Raw genomic sequence first — 22,518 nt, forward strand, 5'->3', positions numbered from 1 at the left:
CGGTTCGATGGCTTGCGCAACGCGGCACGCATAACAGCGGCAAGCCTGCTTTATTTCTTATCCAGAGGCCTTCGGCCGACTTTCAGGAGTGATAATGCAGGTCTTACACGTATGTTCTGAAATGTTCCCCCTGCTGAAAACGGGTGGACTCGCAGACGTGGTTGGCGCGCTGCCGGCGGCGCAAATCGCCGAAGGCGCCGATGTTCGGGTGCTATTGCCCGCTTTCCCTGACGTACGCAACGGCATCCCCGACACCTCGCTGGTGGCGGAAATCGACTCGTTCGCCGGCCGGGTCGGCCTGCGTTACGGCACCTACCATGGCGTGGGCATCTATCTCATCGATGCGCCCTGGCTGTATGACCGGCCGGGCAGCCCGTACCACGATCAGTCCATGTACGCCTATCCCGACAACCACCGCCGCTTTGCGCTGCTGGGCTGGATGGCCTGCGAGCTGGCCAAGGGGCTGGATCGCTACTGGCGGCCGCAGCTGGTACATGCCCACGACTGGCACGCCGGCCTGAGCTGCGCCTATCTGGCCGCCAACGGCCACCCGGCGCGCTCGGTGTTTACGGTGCACAACCTGGCCTATCAAGGGCTGTTCTCTGCCCATCACGTGACCGAGCTGTGGCTGCCGGCGTCGTTTTACGATGTTTATGGCCTGGAGTTCTACGGCCAGATGTCGTTCCTCAAGGCCGGGCTGTTTTATGCCGACCACGTGACCGCCGTCAGCCCGACCTATGCGCGCGAGATCACCCGGCCGGAGTTCGGCTACGGCATGGAGGGGCTGCTGCAGGAGCGGCAGCGGCAGGGCAGGCTGAGCGGCATCCTCAACGGGGTGGACGACAACATTTGGGATCCGGCCCGCGACCCGCGGCTGAGCGCCCGCTACGACGCCGACGATCTGAAAAGCAAGGTCAAAAACAAGCTGCATCTGCAAAAGGCCATGGGGCTGAAGGTGGATGAATCGCTGCCGGTGTTCGCGGTGGTGAGCCGATTGACCAGCCAAAAAGGCCTGGATCTGGTGCTGCAGGCACTGCCTGAGCTGCTGGCGCAGGGCGGGCAGCTGGCGCTGCTGGGCGCCGGCGATGCGGTGCTGCAACAGGCGTTTCTGGCCGCCGCCGCCGATTATCCCGAGCAGGTTGGGGTGCAGATCGGCTATCACGAATCCTTCTCTCACCGCATCATCGGCGGCGCCGACGTGATTCTGGTGCCGAGCCGCTTCGAGCCCTGCGGCCTGACGCAGCTCTACGGCCTGAAATACGGCACGCTGCCGCTGGTGCGCCGCACCGGCGGGCTGGCGGACACGGTGGTGGACTGCGCGCTGGAGAACCTGGCCGACGGCACCGCCAGCGGCTTCGTGTTCGACGATTGCGATGCCGTCGCGCTGGGCAACGCCATCCGCCGCGCCATGGTGCTGTGGAGCCGGCCGAAACACTGGCGCCACGTTCAGCGCCACGCCATGAGCGTGGACTTCGGCTGGCCGGTGGCGGCGAAAGAGTATTTATCGCTTTATCAACGTTTGTAGCCCGCGTTTCGCGTCTCGGGTTGACGCGCGGCGGGCAGCCGTTTGGGTTGATTGTCGGGGCGCGGCGTGCCGCGTCCATGTTCAGCGGGGCCCGCTATTCCGCGGCGAATGGCTGGGCTCCCTACAAGGGATTAAAAAGCCATGACTTCACCGTTTAGTTACACCTCACCTACGGTCAGTGTGGAAGCGCTGAAACACTCCATCGCCTATAAGCTGATGTTTATCGTCGGCAAGGATCCGGCCATCGCCAACCGGCACGACTGGCTGAACGCCGTGCTGTTCGCGGTGCGCGATCGCATGGTTGAACGCTGGCTGCGTTCCAACCGCGCCCAGCTGTCGCAGGACGTGCGGCAGGTGTATTACCTGTCGATGGAGTTCCTGATCGGCCGCACCCTGTCGAACGCGCTGCTGTCGATGGGCATCTATCATGATATCGACAACGCGCTGAACGAAATGGGGTTGAGCCTGGGTGAACTGCTGGAAGAAGAGAACGACCCTGGCCTCGGCAACGGCGGTCTGGGCCGCCTGGCGGCCTGCTTCCTCGATTCGCTGGCGACGCTGGCGCTGCCGGGGCGCGGCTACGGCATTCGCTACGAGTACGGCATGTTCAAGCAGAACATCGTCAACGGCCAACAGATGGAGTCGCCGGACTACTGGCTGGAGTACGGTAATCCGTGGGAGTTTCCGCGCCACAACACCCGCTACAAGGTGCGCTTCGGCGGCCGCGTGCAGCAGGAGGGCGCCAAGGCGCGCTGGCTGGAGACCGAAGAGGTCGTGGCCATCGCCTACGATCAGGTGATCCCCGGTTTCGACACCGATGCCACCAACACCCTGCGGCTGTGGGGCGCGCAGGCCAGTAACGAGATCAACCTCGGTAAGTTCAACCAGGGCGATTATTTCGCCGCGGTGGAGGATAAAAACCACTCGGAGAACGTGTCGCGCGTGCTGTATCCGGACGACTCGACCTCCTCCGGGCGTGAGCTGCGGCTGCGGCAGGAGTATTTCCTGGTGTCGGCGACGGTGCAGGACATCCTCAACCGCCATTGGCTGATGCACAAAACCTTCGACAACCTGGCGGACAAGATCGCCATTCACCTCAACGACACTCACCCGGTCTTGTCGATTCCCGAGCTGATGCACCGGCTGATCGACGAGCACAAATTCAAGTGGCTCGACGCCTGGGAAGTGGTGGAGCAGGTGTTTTCTTACACCAACCACACACTGATGAGCGAGGCGCTGGAGACCTGGCCGCTGGACATGATTGGCCGCATCTTGCCGCGCCACCTGCAGCTGATTTTCGAAATCAACGATCACTTCCTCAAGATGGTGCAGGAAGTGGCGCCGGGCGACAACGACCTGCTGGCGCGGGTCTCGATCATCGACGAAACCAACGGCCGCCGGGTGCGCATGGCGTGGCTGGCGGTGGTGGCCAGCCACAAGGTCAACGGCGTTTCCGCCCTGCATTCCGAATTGATGGTGCAGTCGCTGTTCGCCGACTTCGCCCGGCTGTTCCCTAATCGTTTCTGCAACAAAACCAACGGGGTGACGCCGCGCCGTTGGCTGGCGCTGGCCAACCCGCCGCTGGCGGCGGTGCTGGACGACTGCATCGGCCAAACCTGGCGCACCGATCTCAGCCAGCTGAGCGAGATCAAAGCCAACGTCGATTACCCGAGTTTCCTGCAGGCGGTGCAGCGCGCCAAGCGGCAGAACAAGGAGCGGCTGGCGCTGTACATCGCCAAAACGCTCAACGTGGTGGTCAACCCGGATGCGCTGTTCGACGTGCAGATCAAGCGCATCCACGAGTACAAACGGCAGCTGCTCAATGTGCTGCACGTCATCACGCTGTATAACCGTCTGCTGGACGATCCGGAGATCGATCGCGTGCCGCGGGTGGTGATCTTCGCCGGCAAGGCGGCCTCGGCCTACTATGCCGCCAAGCAGATCATCCGCTTGATCAACGACGTGGCCAAAGTGATCAACAACGATCCGCGCGTGCATACCCAACTGAAGGTGGTGTTCATTCCGAACTACGGCGTCAGCCTGGCGCAGATCATTATCCCGGCGGCGGATCTGTCCGAACAGATCTCGCTGGCGGGCACCGAGGCCTCGGGCACCAGCAACATGAAGTTCGCGCTGAACGGCGCGCTGACCATCGGTACGCTGGACGGCGCCAACGTCGAGATGCGCGAGCACGTAGGGGAGGAGAATATCTTTATCTTCGGCAATACCGCCGAGCAGGTCGAGGAACTGCGTCGCAACGGTTACAACCCGCGCCAGTACTATGAGCAAGACCCAGAACTGCATCAGGCGCTGACGCAGATCGCCACCGGCGTGTTCAGCCCGGAAGAGCCGAAACGCTACGGCAATTTGTTCGACTCGCTGGTCAACCTGGGCGATCACTATCAGCTGTTGGCGGATTACCGCAGCTATGTGGACACGCAGGACAAGGTGGACGAGGTGTATCTCAATCAGGACGAGTGGACGCGGCGCGCGGTGCTGAATATCGCCAACATGGGCTACTTCTCCTCCGATCGCACCATTCAGGAATACGCGGACGAAATCTGGCACATTCAGCCAGTGAAGCTGTGATGCTTTATTGATGTCACCCGTTTGGCAAACGCGCCCGATAAATTCTATCGGGCGCGTTTTTATTTTGGCGCTAATTCTCACTCGTGATGCGATCGATATCTTCGCCGGTACGATCGCGTATCCACAGCAGCGCCAGCGTGGACAGGGCGACTGTCGCCATCATGTACCAGGCTGGTGCGAGGGGCTGACCGGTCACCTGCAGTAACCAGGTCACGAAGAACTGCGCGAATCCACCAAATACCGAAACGCCAATGCCGTAAGCTGCCGCCATGCCGGTGGTACGGATCGATTTGGGAAACATCTCCGGCAGCATGGTAATGCCTGGCACCGTTTGCAGGGTTAACAACATGGATAACAGGCCGATGATCAGCAGTAGGTTGAAAAGGCTGGGCGCGGCGTTCAGCCACTGGAAGCTGGGGACAATCGCCACCAGCGTCAGCAGCCGCGAGTAAAAGATCACCCGTTTGCGCCCATAGCGATCCGCCAGCCAGCCGACCGGTGGCGAGAGCAGAAAACAGGTGATGCCCACGACGACGCTGGCCAGCAGGCTGGAGGTGGTGGGCAGACCCAGCACCCGGGCGGCATAGGCCGGCATATAAAAAGCGATGATTTGGGTCGAGACCATGGCGCCCAGCATCAGCAGTACGCTTTTAACCAACGTCAGTTTGTGTTGTCCGAACAGTTCGCGCAGCGGGCTGCGGCAGGCGGCATGCTGTTTGGCCTGTTGGGTGGGCAAGCCAATGATGAGGGTATCTTCCAGATGACGCCGTATATACCATCCTACCGGTGCGGTGAGCATGCCGATGAAAAACGGCACCCGCCATCCCCAATCGCTCATCGCCTGTTGATCCAGGCCGGCCACCAGCGCGGCGACCATGACGGCGCCAAGAAAAATGCCTAGCGATTGGCTGCCGAACTGCCAACTGGCGTAAAACCCTCTTTGCGCAGGCGGCGCATGTTCTACCAGTAAGGTGGTGGCCGCACCCACTTCCCCGCCGGCGGCAAAGCCCTGTATCAAACGCGCCAGCACAATGATTAAAGGCGCCATCATGCCGATTTGTTTATACGTTGGCGCCAGAGCCATCATGGCGCAACCCAATCCCATGAGAAACAGGGTCAGCGCCATCGCCGAGCGTCGCCCGAAGCGGTCGGAATAAGAGCCGATTAGAAGCGCGCCAATCGGCCGCATAAGGAAACCGACGCCGAACGTGCCCGTGGTCAACAACAACTGTCCATAGGCTGAAGCGGCGGGGAAAAACAGCGGGCCAATAAACAACATCAGAAAACTGAATACCGTGAAGTCGAAAAACTCCAGGGCGTTGCCAATTGTGGTGCCGGTGATGACTCGCCGGCGTGAAGCGTACAGGTTCGCCCCCGCACTCGGTGCGGAGAGGGTGGAAGTGGCGGTCATGACGTTCTCCTTGCAGACAAGGGAGGCTCAGGGTGAGCTGCCGGGCAGAATGTGCCCGGCCTGAATGAACGGTGCAGGCGATGAATCAGTCGGCGGGTTTGAGGTACGTGCTCACCAGCTTCACCCAATAACTGGCCCCATAGGGCAGCGCCGCGTCATTGAAGTCATAGCCGGGGTTGTGCAACGGACAACCGCCTTCCGTCCCTTGGCCGTTGCCCATGATCAGATAGCTGCCGGGGCAGGCCTTCAGCATGAAAGAGAAATCCTCGCTGCAGGTCATCGGCTGCATGTCGGGAACCACGCCATCCTCCCCGAGCCATGAGAGCGCCACCGAGCGAGCCAGATCGGTTTCTTCAGGGTGGTTGTAGAGCACCGGATAGGCATTGGCATCGACGGTGACTTCGGCCGTTGTGCCAAAGGCTGCTGCTTGGGCATGCGCCAGGGCTTCAATGCGTTGCAACAACAGGCGGCGCGTGGCTTCCTTCAGCGCTCTGACGGTGATCGCCAGTTCTACGCAGGTTGGCACTACCGTAGAACTGCCGCCGCCATGAATTGACCCTATTCCGACGACACCCATGTCCAACGGCGGCAGATTGCGCGCGACGACGGTTTGCAATGCCATGACCAGAGAGGCGGCGGCGACGACCGGATCGGCCGTTTCGTGAGGCATGGCGCCGTGGCCGCCCCGGCCGTTGATGCGGATCGTCACCGTATCGGCCGAGGCCATAAAGGCCCCAGGCAGGAAGCCGAAGCAGCCTACCGGCAATCCGGGCCAATTGTGCAGGGCGAATACCGCATCGCAGGGGAAGCGTTGGAACAGGCCATCTTCGACCATTCTCTTCGCTCCCAGGAATCCTTCCTCGGCGGGTTGAAAGATAAGACGCACGGTGCCGTCGAAATCGATGCTTTGAGCCAGACATTGGCCAGCTGCCAAGAGCATCGCGGTATGACCGTCGTGGCCGCAGGCATGCATTTTGCCACTGTGGCGGCTGGCGTAAGGCAGGCCGCTGGTTTCGACGATCGGTAACGCGTCCATATCGGCACGCAGGCCAATAATGCGCTGGCTTTGTCCTTTGCGCAGCGACGCGACGACGCCGGTTCCCGCCAGGCCGTGATGGACGTCATAACCCCAATCGCGCAGCTTGTCCGCGACCAAACGACTGGTGTCGAACTCTTCTTCGCTCAATTCAGGATGGGCGTGCAGGTGCTGGCGCAACGCCACCATGGGCGGCATCAGCTCGTGTACTTCGGGCAGGATGGTGTGAAACGACATAACTCTCTCCTCAGCAGCGATGTTTGGCCTGATCGTCGGCTGAGACGCTGTCAGGCTCTTTTTTATTGTGCAGGTGGGACGCGCTTAGGTTTCAGGCCAGATCTGAGGGAACCAATCCGGACGCAGGCGCTGGCCAGGTTGCATACCATGGTAGGGATAGGGCGGTGATGTTTTCCCCGGGCGTTCGGCATAGCGCACATCTTCGCCTAACCAGCGCAGTGACAGCACGCGCCGCCGGGATGTGCTAAGGTTACCCCGCGCGCCGTGTACGGTGCGGAAGTCGAACAGCACTGCATCGCCAGGCTCCATTTCCCACTCTAAAACCGACATATCGGGTTCGATATCCGGGTTGGGCACCGGCCGATAACGGCTGACATCCTCGTAAAAGTTACCGTCGTCCTTCCAACGCAGCGGCAATACCCATTGCGGCCATTGGTGGGAACCGGCAATCAGGCGCAGGGTTGCCTCACGCACGGGGTCAACCGGGATCCACAGACTGACGGTCTGTTCGCCATCGAGAAAATAATAGGGGATGTCCTGATGCCAGGGGGTCGGTTTCTGCGTGCCGGGTTCCTTGACCAGCACATGGTCGTGAAAGAATTGCGCGCTGGGAGATTGCATGACCGCCGCCGCGATGCCGGCTGCAGGCGATTCGCGAACGACGGCGGCAAATTCGGGAATGCGTTCCCAGTTGCAGTAGTCATCGAAGAAACCGCCCGGTTCACCGGTAGCGACGACGTTAGTGGCGTATGGCCCCGGCTCACGCTGATTGCGCGCTATGCCCTCGGCGATAGGTTCGATCCAATCTTTGAACGCACCACGCAGGCAAATAGCGCCATCGCGTTGGAAAGCAGCGATATCGTCCTTTGAGACCAAAGAGGTGACTGACTGGTTCATAGTGGCTCCTTTGTGACGGCCGCCATGATCTCGGCGACCACCATTGGACTATTCGTCAGAGCCCTCCAAAAATAAAATAATATGTTCCGATCTGGCTCCTCAGGTTTTTTTATGAAGATTACGCTGCGCCATATTCGCTGCGCCCTGGCGGTGACTCGCCACGGCAATATCACACAGGCTGCCGAGCACTTGAATGTCTCGCAGCCGGCGGTTTCCGCTGCGCTCAATGAATTGGAAGAGCTTATGGGGAAAGCGCTGTTTGTGCGCCAGCGGGGACAAGGGGTGACGCTCACGCCATTTGGGCGACACGCGATGGACAAGGCCCAGCAGATAGTTGCCGGCGTGCACGAGCTGGAACGCCTGGCCGACGAGCGCAGAACCTTGGCCGGTGAGCTGACGCTGGGGTGTTTTGAGGATTTGGCGCCTTACTGCCTGCCGCAGCTGTTGCGCGGGCTGAAAGAAAGTCATCCGGCGATTGGTGTCTCGATTCGTGAATATGGTTTCGACCAAATCAGCAAGCAGTTGAGCAACGGCACGTTGGACGCGGCGCTCAGCTATGATCTTGGCCTGCCGGAGCGGATACGCAGCACCGTATTATGTGAACTGTCCGCTCATGCACTGTTGCCGGCCGACCATCCATTGGCTGATCAAGGCGAGGTCAGCTTGCGGCAGCTCTGTAACTACCCTTTGGTGTTGACGAATCAAGCCTACAGCTCACAACATTTCCTGGAATTGTTTCACTTCTACGGTCTGCAGCCACAGCGCCTCAGTAAAGCCTACTCCCTCGAATTGCAGCGTGGTCTGGTGGCCAACGGTTTCGGTGTCGCCGTGGCTTACACCCGACCTTTTGGCGATCACAGCTACGATGGACAGCCATTGGCCATCCTTCCCATTGCAGAACCGTTACCGCCACAGCGTATTGTTCTGGCTGAGCCGCGTGCCAGCAGCAACTCGCCCCTGGTCAATGCGCTGCGGGAACGGGCAATGCGGTGGTTTGGTGAAAGCGCGGGGTTCGGCTGGCGCCTTTAGCGACGTTGCCGATGTGGACGGCAAATAGAAAAAGAAAAAGGCCGGATAACCGGCCCTTTCTTCGTTACGCTGCGGCTCAGGAAGCCAGAGACAGCGTTTTCGTTTTCGCGTGTTCCGCCAGCCAGGCTTTCACTCGCGCCTGCTGCGCTTCGTCCAGCCACATGCCCAGCTTGGTGCGGCGCCAGATGGCGTCGGCCAGCTCTACGACCCACTCTTTTTCGGTCAGGTAGCGCAGTTCGGCTTCATACAGACCGTGGCCGAAATCTTCGCCCAGATCGGCGAGGCCGTTGGCGCCGGCCAGGATCAGCTCGCTCTGGCTGCCGTAGGTGCGGGCATAGCGGCGCGCCAGGGCTTCCGGCAGCCAGCCGTGCGCACGGCGCAGTTTGGCCGCGTAGCCGTCGCGATCGCCGCCGATGTCACCGCCTGGCAGCGTGGCGTTTTTGGTCCACGCCGGGCCGCAGCCTGGGTAGTAGTGGGCCAGTTTTTCCATCGCATGTTCGGCCAGCTTGCGGTAGGTGGTCAGCTTGCCGCCGAAGACCGACAGCAGCGGCGCCTTGCCTTGTTCGTCGTGCACGTCCAGCGTGTAATCGCGGGTGATCGCCTGCGGCGAATCGGATTCGTCGTCGCACAGCGGACGCACGCCGGAGTAAGTCCAGACGATGTCGTCGCGGCCCAGCTGCTTCTTGAAGTGATCGTTGTACACTTTCAGCAGATAAGCGATTTCGTTCTCGTCGATCTTCACGTCCTTCGGATCGCCTTTGTACTCCACGTCGGTGGTGCCGATGATGGAGAACTCGTCATTCCACGGGATCACGAACACGATGCGGTGGTCTTCGTTCTGCAGAATGTAAGACTGCGGCTGATCGTGTACGCGCGGCACCACGATGTGGCTGCCTTTGATCAGGCGGATGCCGTAAGGCGATTTCAGCTTCAGGCCGTCGTCGAAGAAGTTTTTCACCCACGGGCCGGTGGCGTTCACCAGGCCTTTGGCGCGCCAGGTGAAGGTTTTGCCGCTGTCGATATCGACCGCTTCCACCATCCACATGCCGTTTTCACGCCATGCGCGGGTCACTTTGGTGCGGGTGCGCACTTCGCCGCCGCGTTTTTCCACTTCCTGCGCGTTCAGCACCACCAGGCGAGCATCGTCGACCCAGCAGTCGGAATATTCGAAACCGCGCTTCAATTCAGGCTTCAGCACCGACTCTGGTCCAAAGCGCAAGCCCTTGCTGCCCGGCAGGCTGGTGCGTTTGCCCAGGTGATCGTACAGGAACAGGCCGATACGGATCATCCAGGCCGGGCGCAGGTGCGGCTGGTGCGGCAGGCGGAAACGCATTGGGAACGCGATGTGCGGCGCCAGCTTCAGCAGCACTTCACGTTCGGCCAGCGCTTCGCTCACCAAACGGAATTCGTAGTGTTCCAGGTAGCGCAGGCCACCGTGGATCAGTTTGGAACTGGCGGAAGACGTAGCACAGGCCAAGTCTTGCGCTTCCAGTAGCAGTACCGACAGCCCGCGCCCGGCAGCATCCGCCGCGATGCCGGCACCGTTGATGCCGCCACCGATAACGATCAAGTCTTTGGTTTCCACGTCATCTTCCTCCAGATGTTCGAAATAGCTCTTTCATGTTCGTTTTCGCTCATGATTGTAATCAAAAACCAACAAGCAAGCCAAGACTTAACCAAACAAAAACATTTAGGCGTGATAAAGGTAACAGTTTGGTGATGATAGGCACATAAATGATAAGGATATGGAGCGGGCGGGCAAACGGCTGTCGAAAAGGGGGCGTCGGGGGGAAACGGGGCGGCGGCGCGCCCCGCGGGTTAACGGCGGATCAGCACAGCTCCAGCTGCACGTCGTACTGCTCGATGATTTTCATCACGCTCGGCGGCGGCAACTGGTCGGTAAACAGGTAGTCGATCAGATTCATGTTGCCCAGGTTGACCATGGCGTTGCGGCCGAATTTGGAGTGGTCGGTGACCAGCATTACGCAGCGGGAATTTTCGATAATCGCGCGTTTGGTGCGCACTTCGTGATAGTCGAATTCGAGCAGCGAGCCGTCCATATCGATGCCGCTGATGCCGAGAATGCCGTAATCGAGGCGGAATTGGGAGATAAAGTCCAGGGTGGCTTCGCCCATGATGCCGCCGTCGCGGGTGCGCACTTCGCCGCCGGCCAGGATCAGACGGAAGTCTTCCTTGGCGGTCAGCAGGGTGGCGACGTTGAGGTTGTTGGTGACCACGCGCAGGTTCTTGTGGTTCATCAGCGCATGGGCCACCGCTTCCGGCGTGGTGCCGATATCGATGAACAGCGTGGCGCCGTCCGGGATCTGGCTGGCGACGCGCTGCGCGATGCGGGCCTTCTCTTCCGACCACATCACCTTGCGATCGTTATAGGCAGCGTTGACCGAGCTGGAAGGCAACGCCGCGCCGCCGTGGTGACGCTGGATCTTGTTCTGGTCGGCCAGGTCATTCAAATCGCGGCGAATCGTTTGCGGGCTGACGTCAAAATGTTCCACCAGCTCTTCCGTGCTGACGTAACCCTGCAGGCGCACCAGCTCGATAATTGCGTCATGACGCTGTGTTTGCTTCACGATAATCCCCTAAAACGCCCGCTATGCCCGCTGGGCACAGCTCCCGGCTGTTATTGTTCGTTGTGTGCGCGATGACGCGTATCCCAAAATGCCATCAATAACCCTAACACTAAACCGGCTACATGTGCCGCGTTGGCGATCGACATTCCTAAAATATCGAAATATCCGGCCACCAGCCACAGCACCGAGAACGCCATCAGCCCGCGCGGCAGCATCAGGCCGCGCTCTGGCGCCCGTTCGCCCGACAGCCAGACATAGCCCATCAGCGCATAAACCACGCCTGACAGCCCGCCGAACAGCGCGCCGCTGAACAGCGATTGCGCCCAGCCGCTGAAGAAGGCCGATACCACCGCCAGCACGAACAGCTTGCCGGCGCCGAGGCGTTTTTCCATCTGGCCGCCGAGATACCACCACCACATCAGGTTAAACAGAATATGCAGCAGGGAGAAGTGCAGGAACGCATGGCTGACCCAGCGCCACAGCTGCGTGTATTGGCTGCTGTCCTGCGGCCAAGAGAGCCAGTACATCACGGCATCGTCACCCAGCGCCTGCATCAGAATATAGACCGCGATGCACAGCACCATCACGCCGAGCGTCAGCGGCCCGGCCTTGCTGCGCAGGGTGTGCAGATAGGATTCGCTCTGATAGTGCAGGCCGGCGTCGGTATGGCCGGTCTGCCAGCTGGCTGCCTGATAACGGCGGTTGAGCGGATCGGTCAGAAACTGCTGCAGCTCGTGTTGCACCTGCTCGAGGTGAACGTCGTCGGCCAGCCAGATTTCCGCCGCCTCGCCGCTGTTGCGCAGCTCAAGCCGGATGCCCTGGGTCGCCATATAGTCGACAAAGGCCAGCGCTAGGCGCGGGTTGGATACGGCGATTACTCTAACCATTGCTCTTCCGTCGTAAGTGAATGATTTTGGCCGCGGCTTGCCCGCCGGCGACCCTGACGGCCGATTATAACGTCGAAATCCTGAGCGCTGGCAAACGGATCTGCGAAAAACCCGCGAAAACGCGCACAAAATCGAAGGGGAAGCCCGCCGATGCACGGCGGGCGGAGGGGATCAGGCAGAGGTTTCCACGTCTTGCGGATACTGGCGGGCCCAGGCCTCGAAGCCGCCGTCGATGCTGTAGACCGCGTCGAACCCCTGGTGCAGCAGGTACTGCGCCGCGCTGCGGCTGCTGTTGCCGTGGTAGCACATCACCATTACCGGCCGCTCGAAGTCGTTTTGCTGCATAAAGGCCGACAGGGTGGCGTTGGTGAGGTGAAAGGCGCCCGGCGTATGCCCGGCTTCAAAACTTTGCGGATCGCGGATGTCGACCAGGGCGGCGCTGCCCTCTTTCCAGCGGGCGTACGCTTGCTCAACGTTGATCGCTTCGAACTGTTCCATACTGCTGACTGCCTCGTAATTGGGGGACGCCGCTATTGTAACCAACTCTGCGGCGTTTAAGACCAGAGCAAGGGTGTGGTTTTGTCACACCAGCAGCACTTCAACGCCCTGTTGACGCAGTTGTTCAACGATCGCCGGATTGGCGGCGCGGCCGGTGATCACCATGGCGATTTGCTCGGTGCGGCTGAACAGCATGCCGGCGCGTTGGCCGACTTTGCTGCTGTCGACCAGCACCACCAGTTTACCGACGTAGTTGAGCATCTTTTGCTCCGCCATGGCGGTCAGCATATCCGTTTTATACAAACCCTCGGCGGTAAGGCCGATACCGCTGGTGAACATCCAGTGCCCGGCGTACAGCGTCGCGTCGCCGTCCTGAGGCGCCAGGGTAATCGACTGAGTCTTGTTGTACTGGCCACCCATGATCACCACGCTGTCATGGTCCTGTTCGATCAGGTAGTTGGCCAGCGGCAGGTAGTTGGTGATCACCTGAACCGGCTTGCCGCAAATTTCACGCCCCAGCAGAAATGCGGTGGAACCGCAGTTGATCACCACGCTTTCGCCCGGCTGACAGAGTTGCGCCGCCGCTGCCGCGATGCGCATTTTTTCGTCGAGATGCTGGGTTTGGTGGATGTTAAGCGGCGTCCAGGCCGGGCGCGGGGTTTGCGTGGCTTCGGCGCCGTTGCGCACTTTGCGTAATTTGCCAATTTCATTCAGTTTGTTGATGTCCCGGCGCGCGGTGGCCGGAGAGATGTCAAACGCCGCGATCACGTCCGCCACGGAGATTTGCCCCTTGCGATGCAAGAGATCGAGAATGGCATTGTGGCGTTGGGACTCTGTCATGCGGGCTCCATCAGGGTGAGAAGAACGTCGTTGCCTTCGATTATATGCGCGCCGTTTGACGATTTGAATCATTGCCGTTCAAAAGCGCGCATCAGTATGCAACACCGGTTGATTACAAGAAAGACTTGAAGGGCAGGTCGGGTTCTTGGGTGAAACAATCATCGAACCCGCGCGGATAGTGATATTCCAGATTGTCTTTGTCCTGCGGCCAGATGAACTTGCCGCCAACCTGCCAGATAAAGGGTTTGAAACCGTACTTGAGCCGATCTTTTTTCATGTCCCACAACACGCGGATCTCCTGCGGGTCTGCCTGGAAATTCGACCAAATATCGTGGTGGAAGGGGATCACGACCTTGGCGTTCAACGATTCCGCCATGCGCAAGATGTCGGCGCTGGTCATCTTGTCGGTAATGCCGCGTGGGTTCTCGCCATAGGAGCCGAGGGCGACATCAATGTGGTGATCGTTGCCGTGCTTGGCGTAATAGTTGGAGTAGTGAGAATCGCCGCTGTGATAAAGGTTGCCGCCCGGCGTTTTGAACAGGTAGTTGACCGCACGCAGATCCATGCCGTCCGGCAGTACGCCCGCGGCCTTTTGTTCCACCGGTAATGTGATCAGCGCCGTGCGATCGAAAGCATCCAGCGCATGAATTTCGACGTCTTTGATTTTTATCACGTCGCCAGGTTTGACGGTGATGCAGCGCGCCGGCGGCACGCCCCAGCCGATCCAGATATCCACACAGCTTTTCGGCCCGATAAACGGGACGGATTCGGGACAGTTCTGCAACACGGCCGCCGCGACGTTCACATCGATATGGTCGTTGTGATCGTGCGTGGCCAGCACGGCGTCGAGCTGGGTGATGGCGAACGGGTCGAGTACGAATGGGGTGGTGCGCAGGTTCGGCTGCAGTTTCCGCACCCCGGCCATGCGCTGCATTTGGTGGCCGGTTTTCATCAGCGGGTTGGCGTGGCTCTGCTTGCCGGTGCCACACCAAAAATCGACGCACAGGTTGGCGCCTTCTTCAGACTTGAGCCAGATGCCGGTGCAGCCCAGCCACCACATGGCGAAGGTGCCGGGCGCGACTTTCTCCTGCTCTATCTCTTCGTTCAGCCAAGTGCCCCATTCGGGAAAGGTGTTCAATATCCAGGACTCGCGGGTGATGTCGTTGACTTTACTCATGGGTTTTTCCTCATTGTCGGTGATAATAAAATCATAAGTAATCACATTAAGATTTTATGTGACTTGTTTTGATTGAATCTAGCATCGTTTTTTTCAGCTGACAACGATCTTAACTCCCGTTAACGCCGCCTTATTCGCGTGCGACACTGCCCATGGCGCTTATGCTTCTCCTGGTTACTGCTATTAAATTCAATGGGTAATAAAATGTATGTTGCCTAATTCATTGAATGCTAGTGGAATTGATTTTTATCTTGCGAGGTTGTTCACAAATAATCATTTATGATCTTTTTGTGATTGTTGGTGATTGATATGGTGAGGGCGTTACCTGCACGCCAACCTTTCCGGGAGAGCCGTATGGAAACCCTTTACACCATCTTCACCGTCTTTTTTAACCAGGTGATGACCAATGCGCCGCTGCTGCTGGGGCTGGTTACACTGCTGGGTTACACGTTGCTGCGCAAAAGCGCGGCGGTCATCATCAAAGGCACCATCAAGACTATTATCGGTTTCATGTTATTGCAGGCCGGCTCCGGCATCCTGACCGGCACGTTCAAACCGGTTGTGGCGAAGTTGTCCGAGGTATACGGCATCAACGGGGCGATTTCGGACACCTATGCTTCGATGATGGCCACCATCGAACGTATGGGGGACGCCTACAGCTGGGTCGGCTACGCGGTATTGCTGGCATTGGCGCTGAACATTCTCTACGTACTGCTGCGGCGTATTACCGGGATTCGTACCATCATGCTCACCGGCCACATCATGTTTCAGCAGGTCGGGCTGATCGCGGTATTTTTCTACATTCTGGGTTACGGCATGTGGACGACGGTATTGTGCAGCGCGCTATTGGCTTCACTGTACTGGGGCATCACCTCCAACATGATGTTCAAGCCGACGCAGGCGGTAACGGAAAACAGCGGCTTCTCGATCGGGCACCAACAGCAGTTCGCGTCGTGGCTGGCATACAAGGCCGCACCGTATCTCGGTAAAAAAGAGGACAGCGTGGAAGATCTGAAGCTGCCCGGGTGGCTGAACATTTTCCATGACAACATCGTGTCCACCGCCATCGTGATGACGCTGTTTTTCGGCATCATTCTGTGCTCGTTCGGCTTGGACACTCTGCAGGCGATGGCCGGTAAAACCCACTGGAGCATTTATATCCTGCAAACCGGGCTGATGTTCGCGGTGGCGATTTTCATCATCGTGCAGGGCGTGCGCATGTTCGTCGCCGAATTGACCGAGGCCTTTAACGGCATATCCCAACGTCTGATCCCCGGCGCGGTACTGGCCATCGACTGCGCCGCCATTTATAGCTTCGCGCCCAACGCCGTGGTGTGGGGTTTTATGTGGGGCACCATCGGCCAACTGATCGCCGTCGGCATACTGTTGGCGCTCGGCTCTTCCATCATGATCATTCCCGGTTTCATTCCCATGTTCTTTTCTAACGCCACCATCGGCGTATTCGCTAACCACTTCGGCGGCTGGCGCGCGGCGATGAAGATCTGTCTGGTGATGGGAGTGATAGAGATCTTCGGCTGCGTGTGGGCCATCAAACTGACCGGGCTAAGCGCCTGGATGGGCATGGCGGACTGGTCGATTCTGGCGCCGCCGCTGATGCAGGGGCTGAGTCTGGGCCTGTGGTTTATGGGGGTGGTGATCGTTATCGCCCTGCTGTACATGTTCTTCGCCGGACGCACCCTGCGTGCGGAAGAAGATGCTGAAAAACAATCGGTTGAACCAGCGTCACGTTAATAGGAGTGCAGATTATGACGGTACGAATCCTGGCGGTATGCGGTTGCGGGCAAGGCAGTTCCATGATCATGAAAATGAAAGTCGACCAATTTTTAACGCAGCAAGGTGTGAATCATTCGGTCAACAGCTGTGCGGTGGGGGAATACAAATCCGAGTTGAACGGGGCCGACATCATCATTGCTTCCACCCATGTCGCCGACGAAATCGTCGTGAGCGGCAACAAATATGTGGTTGGGGTGCGCAATATGCTCTCGGCGGCGGACTTCGGCCCGAAGCTGATGGAAGTTATCGGCACGCATTTTCCGCAAGATTTGAAGCAGTAAGGAGCGAGTGATGAAGCTGAGCGATTCGTTGGCGCAAAACAACGCCATCCAGCTGCAGGCGGAGGCTGCTGACTGGCGGCAGGCGGTGCGGTTGGGCGTCGATTTGCTGGTGGCTGCCGGGGTGGTGGAACCGCGCTATTTCGACGCCATTTTGGCCGGCGTCGAACGGCACGGCCCTTACTTCGTGCTGGCGCCGGGCCTGGCGATGCCGCACGGCCGGCCGGAGGAAGGGGTGCTGAAAACCGGCTTCGCCTTGGTCACCTTGAAAACGCCGGTGTGTTTCGGCGATGAGGACAACGATCCGATAGACATCTTGATCACCCTGGCGGCGGTGGACGCCAAAACGCATCAGGAGGTGGGGATCATGCAAGTGGTGAATCTGTTTGAAGATGAGGCGAACTTCGATCGCTTGCGGGCCTGTCGCCACGCGAGCGAGGTATTGGCGTTGATCGACAAAACGTCTACGGCGGCGAATTGATTGAAGGAGACAAACAATGAACACGCAGTTACCGATGTTGCAGGTGGCGCTGGATAACCTGTCCATGGCCGCAGCTTACGACACGACTCGCCTGATCGCGGCCGAAGTCGACATCATCGAAGTTGGCACTATTTTGTGCGTGGCGGAAGGCGTGCGCGCCGTGCGCGATCTGAAAGCGCTGTATCCGGATCGCATCGTGTTGGCGGACGCAAAAATCGCCGATGCGGGTCAGATTTTGGCGCGAATGTGCTTCGAGGCGCATGCCGATTGGATCACGGTGATCTGCTGTGCCGACATCAATACGGTCAAGGGCGCCCTGCAGGTGGCGCATGAGTTCGGTGGCGACGTGCAGATCGAACTGACGGGGTTCTGGACCTGGGAACAGGCGCAGGCGTGGCGTGAAGCGGGAATGGGGCAGGTGGTGTACCACCGCAGCCGCGATGCGCAGGCCGCAGGGGTCGCATGGAGCGAAGACGATATCCGCGCGGTGCGTCGCCTGAGCGAGATGGGTTTTAAGGTGACGGTCACCGGCGGACTGGCGCTGGAGGATTTGCCTCTGTTCCAGGGCATTCCCATCCACGTCTTTATCGCCGGACGCAGCATTCGCGATGCCGTCGATCCGGTCGCGGCGGCGCGGGAATTTAAATCCGTCATTGCCCAGCTGTGGGGCTGAGGAGCGGTTATGTTGCACAAATCCGTGCCGTTGGGCATCTATGAGAAAGCGTTGCCGCCGGGCGAGGACTGGCTGACGCGTCTGCAGCTGGCGGGTGAGTTGGGATTCGATTTCGTTGAAATGTCGATCGATGAAAGCGACGGCCGCCTGGTGCGGCTGGACTGGAGCGCTGAACAGCGGCTCGCCTTGGTTAGCGCCGTTGCGGCGAGCGGTGTGCGCATCCCTTCTTTATGCCTCAGCGCCCACCGGCGTTTTCCGTTGGGCAGTGAAGACGACACCACGCGCGACCGGGGACTGGAGATCGTGCGAAAAGCTATTCGGCTGGCGCAGGATACCGGCATCCGGGTGATCCAACTGGCCGGGTATGACGTTTATTACCAGCAGTCAACTGCGCAGACCCGCGCCCGGTTCCGCGCCGGATTGGCGCAGGCGGTGGAGATGGCCAGCCGTGCGCAGGTCATGCTGGCGATGGAAATCATGGACTATCCGCTGATGAACTCGATCAGCAAGGCGCTGGGCTATGCCCACTACCTGAATAACCCGTGGTTTCAGCTGTACCCGGACATCGGCAACTTGTCTGCCTGGGACAACGATGTGCCGATGGAGCTCATGGCCGGGCGCGGACATATCGTGGCGGTACACGTTAAGGATACGCGGCCGGGGGAGTTTAAGAATGTGCCGTTCGGCGAGGGCGTGGTCGATTTCGTGCGCTGTTTCGAAACGCTGTTGCAGAGCGGCTATCGCGGCCCCTATCTGCTCGAGATGTGGAGCGAGAAAGCGGACGATCCGCTGCGGGCGGTGCGGGCGGTGCGGGAGGCGCGAGCCTGGGTGGTTGAACGCATGGTCGAGGCCGGGTTGGAAATAAGGGGGGAGCATGCTGGAGCAACTGAAAAGTCAGGTGTACCGAGCCAATATGGCGTTGCCTGAGCACGGGCTGGTGACCTATACCTGGGGCAATGTCAGCGGCATCGATCGGGCCAGTGGGCTGGTGGTGATCAAACCCAGCGGCGTACCTTATGAAACGATGCGGGCTGAGGATATGGTGGTGGTGAATGCGCGAGGTGAGGTTGTCGAGGGGCAACTGCGGCCTTCGTCCGATACGCCGACGCATTTGGCGCTGTATCGGGCGTTCCCCCAACTCGGCGGTGTGGTGCATACGCACTCCACCCATGCCACCGCCTGGGCGCAGGCGGGTGAAGCGATACCGGCGCTCGGCACCACCCACGCCGACTATTTTTCCGGCGACATTCCTTGTACCCGCGGGCTGACGGCGGAAGAGGTGGCGCGGGAATATGAGCTGAACACCGGTCGGGTGATTATCGAAACCCTGAAAGGGCGTGAACCGCTGCACATTCCCGGCATCCTGGCGTATCAGCATGGCCCGTTCAGTTGGGGAAGGACGCCGGATGAGGCGGTGCATAACGCCGTGGTGTTGGAGGAGGTGGCGAAAATGGCGTGGATCAGCCGGGATATTAACCCCGGCCTGAAACGGATCGATGACTATCTGCTGGAAAAGCATTTCAGCCGCAAACATGGCGCCGGCGCCTATTACGGCCAGCGCTGACTCTCAGGCGCCGTACCCCATCATCTTCAACAGCTGCTGCGCTTGCTGCACCGCTTCCTGGCGATGGGCCACGCCCAGTTTCTGATACAGGTTGCGGATGTGCGTCTTGATGGTGGTGGCCGCCACGTCCAACTCGCCGGCGATCTGGTCGTTGCTGTAGCCAGAATAGATCAGCCCCAGCACCTGCCATTCGCGCTGGGTGAGCGGGCTGGTGCGGATCAGCTCCGGCACCTGCGGGTGGGTCAGCAGCTTATCGACGAAATTCTCGTCAAAATGCGCGAACTTGTGCCGATGATGCTGGTTGATGTCGCGCAGGATGCGCTGGGCGCGATGCTGTTCCAGCTCCGGCAGCGTGTTGAGCTGGATCAGCTGGCGCAGCTGCTGCGCCATCGCTTCGCCCTCGATGACGAAGTGGCTGATAAAGCCGGTGCGGTTGGCCAGCGACAGCGCTTCGATCAACGCCTGCTGCGCTTCGCCCTTGCGCTCTTGCAGCCAGTAGAGCTGGTTGCTGAGCAGCAGGTTGCGGTTGAGATCGCTCACCAGCCGCAGGCGGCGGGCGTTTTCGTTCAGCTCATCCAGCACCACGCCGGCCTCTTCATACTGGCCGAGCAGGATCTGCACCCGCGCGATGTTGCGCCACTGGCCCTGCGTGAAGTGGTTGTCCGCCATGCCGGGCTTTTCGGTGTGGCGCAGCCACTGGGCGGCGGCGGCGGTGTCGCCGGTCATCTGCCAGTGGATCACCCGCGACTTGTCGGTGTTGGTCAGCCAGTCGCGATGGTAGTGGGCGCCGTGCAGCAGGGTTTCGCAGCGCTGCAGATGGGTATTGGCGTTGTCCAGATCGCCGCGCGCCAGCGAGCATTTGGCCAGCATGGCGATGCACTGCAACTGTTGCTGCGGCTGGTAGTTCGCCAGGATTTTCAGCCCGGTGCGCGCCGCGTCTTCCGCCTCGTCCAGCCGCGACCACGACCACAGGATCTGCGCGCGAATGCGCAGCAGGAACTCGTGCATCGGCAGCTGTTCCAGGTGCTGTTCGCGGATCAGTTCGAACGCCTTGTCCTGGGTTTCGTAAGCGGCCTGCAGGAAGCCCTGGGCGATGAGGATTTCGCTCTGCTGCAGCAGCGCCCAGAGCGCGTAATGGTTGGCCTGATGACGACGCGCCATCTGCTCGGTTTGCTGCATCATCGGCAGCGCGCGCGCCAGTTCGCCCTTGCAGTGGTGCACTTCGCCGGTCACCGAGGTGGCGACGATGCGGCTGTAATAGCTGGACAGCGGCAGGAATTTCAACGCTTCGGTCGCCAGCCGCTCGGCCTCTTCCGGTTTACCGGCGTTGATCGCCACCTGGGCGCGTAAGGCGTCGAACTCGGCGTGCAGCGTTTGGTCTATCTCGATTTTCTGCTCGCGCATGGTGCGCTCGGCGCGCTCCAGCAGAGTGTTGACCTCGCCGTAGCGGTGCTGGCTCTGCGCCAGCCAGGCCTGCAGCAGCGCCAGCTTGGGATTTTGGATCAGGCGCTCATAAGGCAGCGCGTTGAGGCACTCCTCCAGCAAGGCCAGTTCGCTGTGGTGGAACAGCGACCAGGCGTGTTGCAGCAGGATATCGCGCAGCATGCTGACGTCGCTGGCCGCCAGCGCATGGTGAATGGCCTCCGCCGGATACCCTAGCGCCAGCCAGCCCTCGGCGGCGGCGCGGTGCAACCCCGGCAGCTCCAGCGCCAGCTCCCACTGGCAACGCTGGCGCAGGAAAGAAGCGAACAGCGGATGGAAGTTGAACCATTCGCCGGTGTCGTCCATGCGGTGGATAAACAGCCCCTGGCGCTCCAGCTCCTCCAGCCGCTGCTGGCCGTTGTCTTCGCCGGTCAGCCGCACGATCAGCGCGTCGTTCATCGAGCGCAGCACCGAACAGCGCAGCAGGAAGGCGCGCGCCTCGGCATCGACGTGATCCAGCACTTCGTCCACCAGATAGTCGGACAGGTGGCTGGCGTTCAGCCCCGCCAGCCGCTTGGCCGACAGCTGAGCCGACGAGGCGGACTGGCGGGCCGACAGCGCGATCAGCTGCAGCGCGGTGGCCCAGCCTTCGACTTCGTCGCACAGGCGGCTGCTGTCCTGCTGTTCCATCGGCGCCGCCAGGCGGCAGTCGAAGAATTGTTTGGCTTCCTGATGGGTAAACGCCAGCTGCTGCGTACCCATTTCCAGCAGCTGATCGCGCACCCGCAGATTGGCGATGCCGAGCGGCGGCAGGGTGCGCGAGAGCAGGATCAGCGTCAGGTTTTCCGGCTGATGGCGCAGGAAGAAGCGCATGGCTTCGTGAATGGCGTCGTTGGTGATCAGATGGTAGTCGTCGATCACCAGGTACAGCGGCTGGTGCCAGTCGGCCAGCTCGATAAACAGCTGGGCGAACAGTGCCGACAGGCTGGCGTACTGGTGTTTCTGGCTCAGCGCCTCGCTCTTGACGCAGCGGCCGCCGCTGGCCTGCTGCAGCGCGGCGATCAGGTAGCTGGCGAAGCGCTCCGGTTGGTTGTCGCTCTCGTCCAGCGAATACCAGCCCAGATCGGCCTTGCCGGCCGCCCATTGGGCGATCAGCGTGGTTTTTCCGTATCCCGCCGGGCAATTGACCAGTGTCAGGCGATAGTTGCCCGCGCTGGCCAGTTTGGCCAGCAGGCGATCGCGGATCACGGTATTTTGCAGCCGTACCGGGCGGCTCAGTTTTGATGGGATCAGCATAGTATTCCAGGGTATAAATCGCGGTTCCCGCCGGGATTGGAGTGGCGCTAATTATTTTATGGTTCGTAATTAATAGCTCCCCCTAACTTCTGCCAACCCTAAACGTATTGCAACAAGCTTCCGCATCGGCTTGGAGTTAAGTTGCTATCGATCACACTTTTTTACGTTTGGCGTCGGCGCGCGGCGTTGCGGTTGCAGATCGCATTTCCGGCCATGCACAAAACTTCAGCAGTGCGAATACTTGTGCTAACGTCATGGCTAACGTTCTCAGTGCTCGCCGCACGCGTTGGCGGGCT

General features: G+C 60.0%; 19 protein-coding genes. 9 read left to right on the forward strand and 10 right to left on the reverse strand.

What is annotated here, in order from left to right:
* The first annotated feature begins 94 nt into the window (after nt 1–94).
* Together glgA and glgP are read left to right on the forward strand one after the other, a co-directional pair.
* Nucleotides 95–1,525, forward strand: a complete 1,431-nt coding sequence (glgA, locus tag ACJ8IN_RS12340) for a glycogen synthase GlgA (protein ID WP_033636333.1) — start codon at nt 95–97, stop codon at nt 1,523–1,525.
* Between the two features lie 141 nt (nt 1,526–1,666).
* Nucleotides 1,667–4,114 (forward strand): glycogen phosphorylase, encoded by a 2,448-nt coding sequence (glgP, locus tag ACJ8IN_RS12345; RefSeq protein WP_308326098.1) that lies wholly within the window; start codon nt 1,667–1,669, stop codon nt 4,112–4,114.
* 70 nt (nt 4,115–4,184) lie between these two features.
* On the opposite strand, the gene ACJ8IN_RS12350 is transcribed toward glgP, so the two are convergent.
* The 3 genes from ACJ8IN_RS12350 to ACJ8IN_RS12360 all read right to left on the reverse strand — a co-directional run bounded on the left by ACJ8IN_RS12350 (nt 4,185) and on the right by ACJ8IN_RS12360 (nt 7,695).
* Nucleotides 4,185–5,525, reverse strand: a complete 1,341-nt coding sequence (locus tag ACJ8IN_RS12350) for an MFS transporter (RefSeq protein WP_047570201.1) — start codon at nt 5,523–5,525, stop codon at nt 4,185–4,187.
* 85 nt (nt 5,526–5,610) lie between these two features.
* Nucleotides 5,611–6,798, reverse strand: coding sequence for a M20 aminoacylase family protein (locus tag ACJ8IN_RS12355; RefSeq protein WP_047570202.1), 1,188 nt, complete (start codon nt 6,796–6,798; stop codon nt 5,611–5,613).
* An 84-nt stretch (nt 6,799–6,882) separates the two neighbouring features.
* A complete protein-coding gene (locus tag ACJ8IN_RS12360; RefSeq protein ID WP_047570203.1) occupies nt 6,883–7,695 on the reverse strand; it encodes a phytanoyl-CoA dioxygenase family protein in 813 nt (270 codons plus the stop codon).
* Nucleotides 7,696–7,806: 111 nt separating this feature from the next.
* On the opposite strand from ACJ8IN_RS12360, the gene ACJ8IN_RS12365 reads away from it, so the two are divergent.
* The gene (locus ACJ8IN_RS12365; protein ID WP_047570204.1) at nt 7,807–8,724 is read left to right on the forward strand and encodes a LysR family transcriptional regulator; all 918 of its coding nucleotides are present in this window, start codon (nt 7,807–7,809) and stop codon (nt 8,722–8,724) included.
* Between the two features lie 76 nt (nt 8,725–8,800).
* Here ACJ8IN_RS12365 and glpD read toward each other — a convergent pair whose 3' ends face one another.
* The 6 genes from glpD to ulaG form a co-directional block, all read right to left on the reverse strand.
* On the reverse strand, nt 8,801–10,309 hold the full coding sequence (gene glpD / locus ACJ8IN_RS12370; RefSeq protein WP_060388426.1) for a glycerol-3-phosphate dehydrogenase: 1,509 nt from the start codon (nt 10,307–10,309) through the stop codon (nt 8,801–8,803).
* A 244-nt stretch (nt 10,310–10,553) separates the two neighbouring features.
* A complete protein-coding gene (locus ACJ8IN_RS12375) occupies nt 10,554–11,312 on the reverse strand; it encodes a DeoR/GlpR family transcriptional regulator (protein WP_004930797.1) in 759 nt (252 codons plus the stop codon).
* A gap of 50 nt (nt 11,313–11,362) precedes the next feature.
* Nucleotides 11,363–12,199 (reverse strand): rhomboid family intramembrane serine protease GlpG, encoded by an 837-nt coding sequence (glpG, locus tag ACJ8IN_RS12380; protein WP_308326097.1) that lies wholly within the window; start codon nt 12,197–12,199, stop codon nt 11,363–11,365.
* 171 nt (nt 12,200–12,370) lie between these two features.
* The gene (gene glpE, locus ACJ8IN_RS12385; protein ID WP_019455180.1) at nt 12,371–12,697 is read right to left on the reverse strand and encodes a thiosulfate sulfurtransferase GlpE; all 327 of its coding nucleotides are present in this window, start codon (nt 12,695–12,697) and stop codon (nt 12,371–12,373) included.
* A gap of 84 nt (nt 12,698–12,781) precedes the next feature.
* Entirely contained in the window at nt 12,782–13,537 is a 756-nt protein-coding gene (ulaR, locus tag ACJ8IN_RS12390; protein WP_033636329.1) for an HTH-type transcriptional regulator UlaR, read from the reverse strand.
* Nucleotides 13,538–13,649: 112 nt separating this feature from the next.
* Nucleotides 13,650–14,714 (reverse strand): L-ascorbate 6-phosphate lactonase, encoded by a 1,065-nt coding sequence (ulaG, locus tag ACJ8IN_RS12395; RefSeq protein ID WP_039569257.1) that lies wholly within the window; start codon nt 14,712–14,714, stop codon nt 13,650–13,652.
* Between the two features lie 354 nt (nt 14,715–15,068).
* Here ulaG and ulaA point away from each other — a divergent pair, with 354 nt between their 5' ends.
* The 6 genes from ulaA to ACJ8IN_RS12425 are packed head-to-tail and all read left to right on the forward strand — an operon-like array spanning nt 15,069 to nt 19,504.
* Nucleotides 15,069–16,466: a PTS ascorbate transporter subunit IIC gene (ulaA, locus tag ACJ8IN_RS12400; RefSeq protein ID WP_308326096.1), complete on the forward strand. Its 1,398-nt coding sequence runs from the start codon at nt 15,069–15,071 to the stop codon at nt 16,464–16,466.
* A gap of 14 nt (nt 16,467–16,480) precedes the next feature.
* The gene (gene ulaB, locus ACJ8IN_RS12405) at nt 16,481–16,789 is read left to right on the forward strand and encodes a PTS ascorbate transporter subunit IIB (protein WP_033636327.1); all 309 of its coding nucleotides are present in this window, start codon (nt 16,481–16,483) and stop codon (nt 16,787–16,789) included.
* Between the two features lie 10 nt (nt 16,790–16,799).
* Entirely contained in the window at nt 16,800–17,267 is a 468-nt protein-coding gene (ulaC, locus tag ACJ8IN_RS12410; RefSeq protein ID WP_033636326.1) for a PTS ascorbate transporter subunit IIA, read from the forward strand.
* 16 nt (nt 17,268–17,283) lie between these two features.
* Nucleotides 17,284–17,940 carry a 3-keto-L-gulonate-6-phosphate decarboxylase UlaD gene (locus ACJ8IN_RS12415; protein WP_308326095.1) on the forward strand — a complete coding sequence of 219 codons (657 nt, stop codon included), beginning with the start codon at nt 17,284–17,286 and terminating at the stop codon, nt 17,938–17,940.
* A 9-nt stretch (nt 17,941–17,949) separates the two neighbouring features.
* Nucleotides 17,950–18,867, forward strand: a complete 918-nt coding sequence (locus ACJ8IN_RS12420; protein WP_308326094.1) for an L-ribulose-5-phosphate 3-epimerase — start codon at nt 17,950–17,952, stop codon at nt 18,865–18,867.
* Complete coding sequence (locus tag ACJ8IN_RS12425; RefSeq protein ID WP_033638611.1) at nt 18,818–19,504, forward strand: L-ribulose-5-phosphate 4-epimerase; 687 nt, start codon at nt 18,818–18,820, stop codon at nt 19,502–19,504. The genes ACJ8IN_RS12420 and ACJ8IN_RS12425 overlap by 50 nt, the downstream gene beginning before the upstream one ends.
* A gap of 3 nt (nt 19,505–19,507) precedes the next feature.
* On the opposite strand, the gene malT is transcribed toward ACJ8IN_RS12425, so the two are convergent.
* Nucleotides 19,508–22,222 carry an HTH-type transcriptional regulator MalT gene (malT, locus tag ACJ8IN_RS12430; protein WP_033649340.1) on the reverse strand — a complete coding sequence of 905 codons (2,715 nt, stop codon included), beginning with the start codon at nt 22,220–22,222 and terminating at the stop codon, nt 19,508–19,510.
* Nucleotides 22,223–22,518: the final 296 nt, after the last annotated feature.

This window comes from Serratia sp. CY31944 (assembly GCF_052169175.1).
Lineage (GTDB): Bacteria > Pseudomonadota > Gammaproteobacteria > Enterobacterales > Enterobacteriaceae > Serratia > Serratia sarumanii.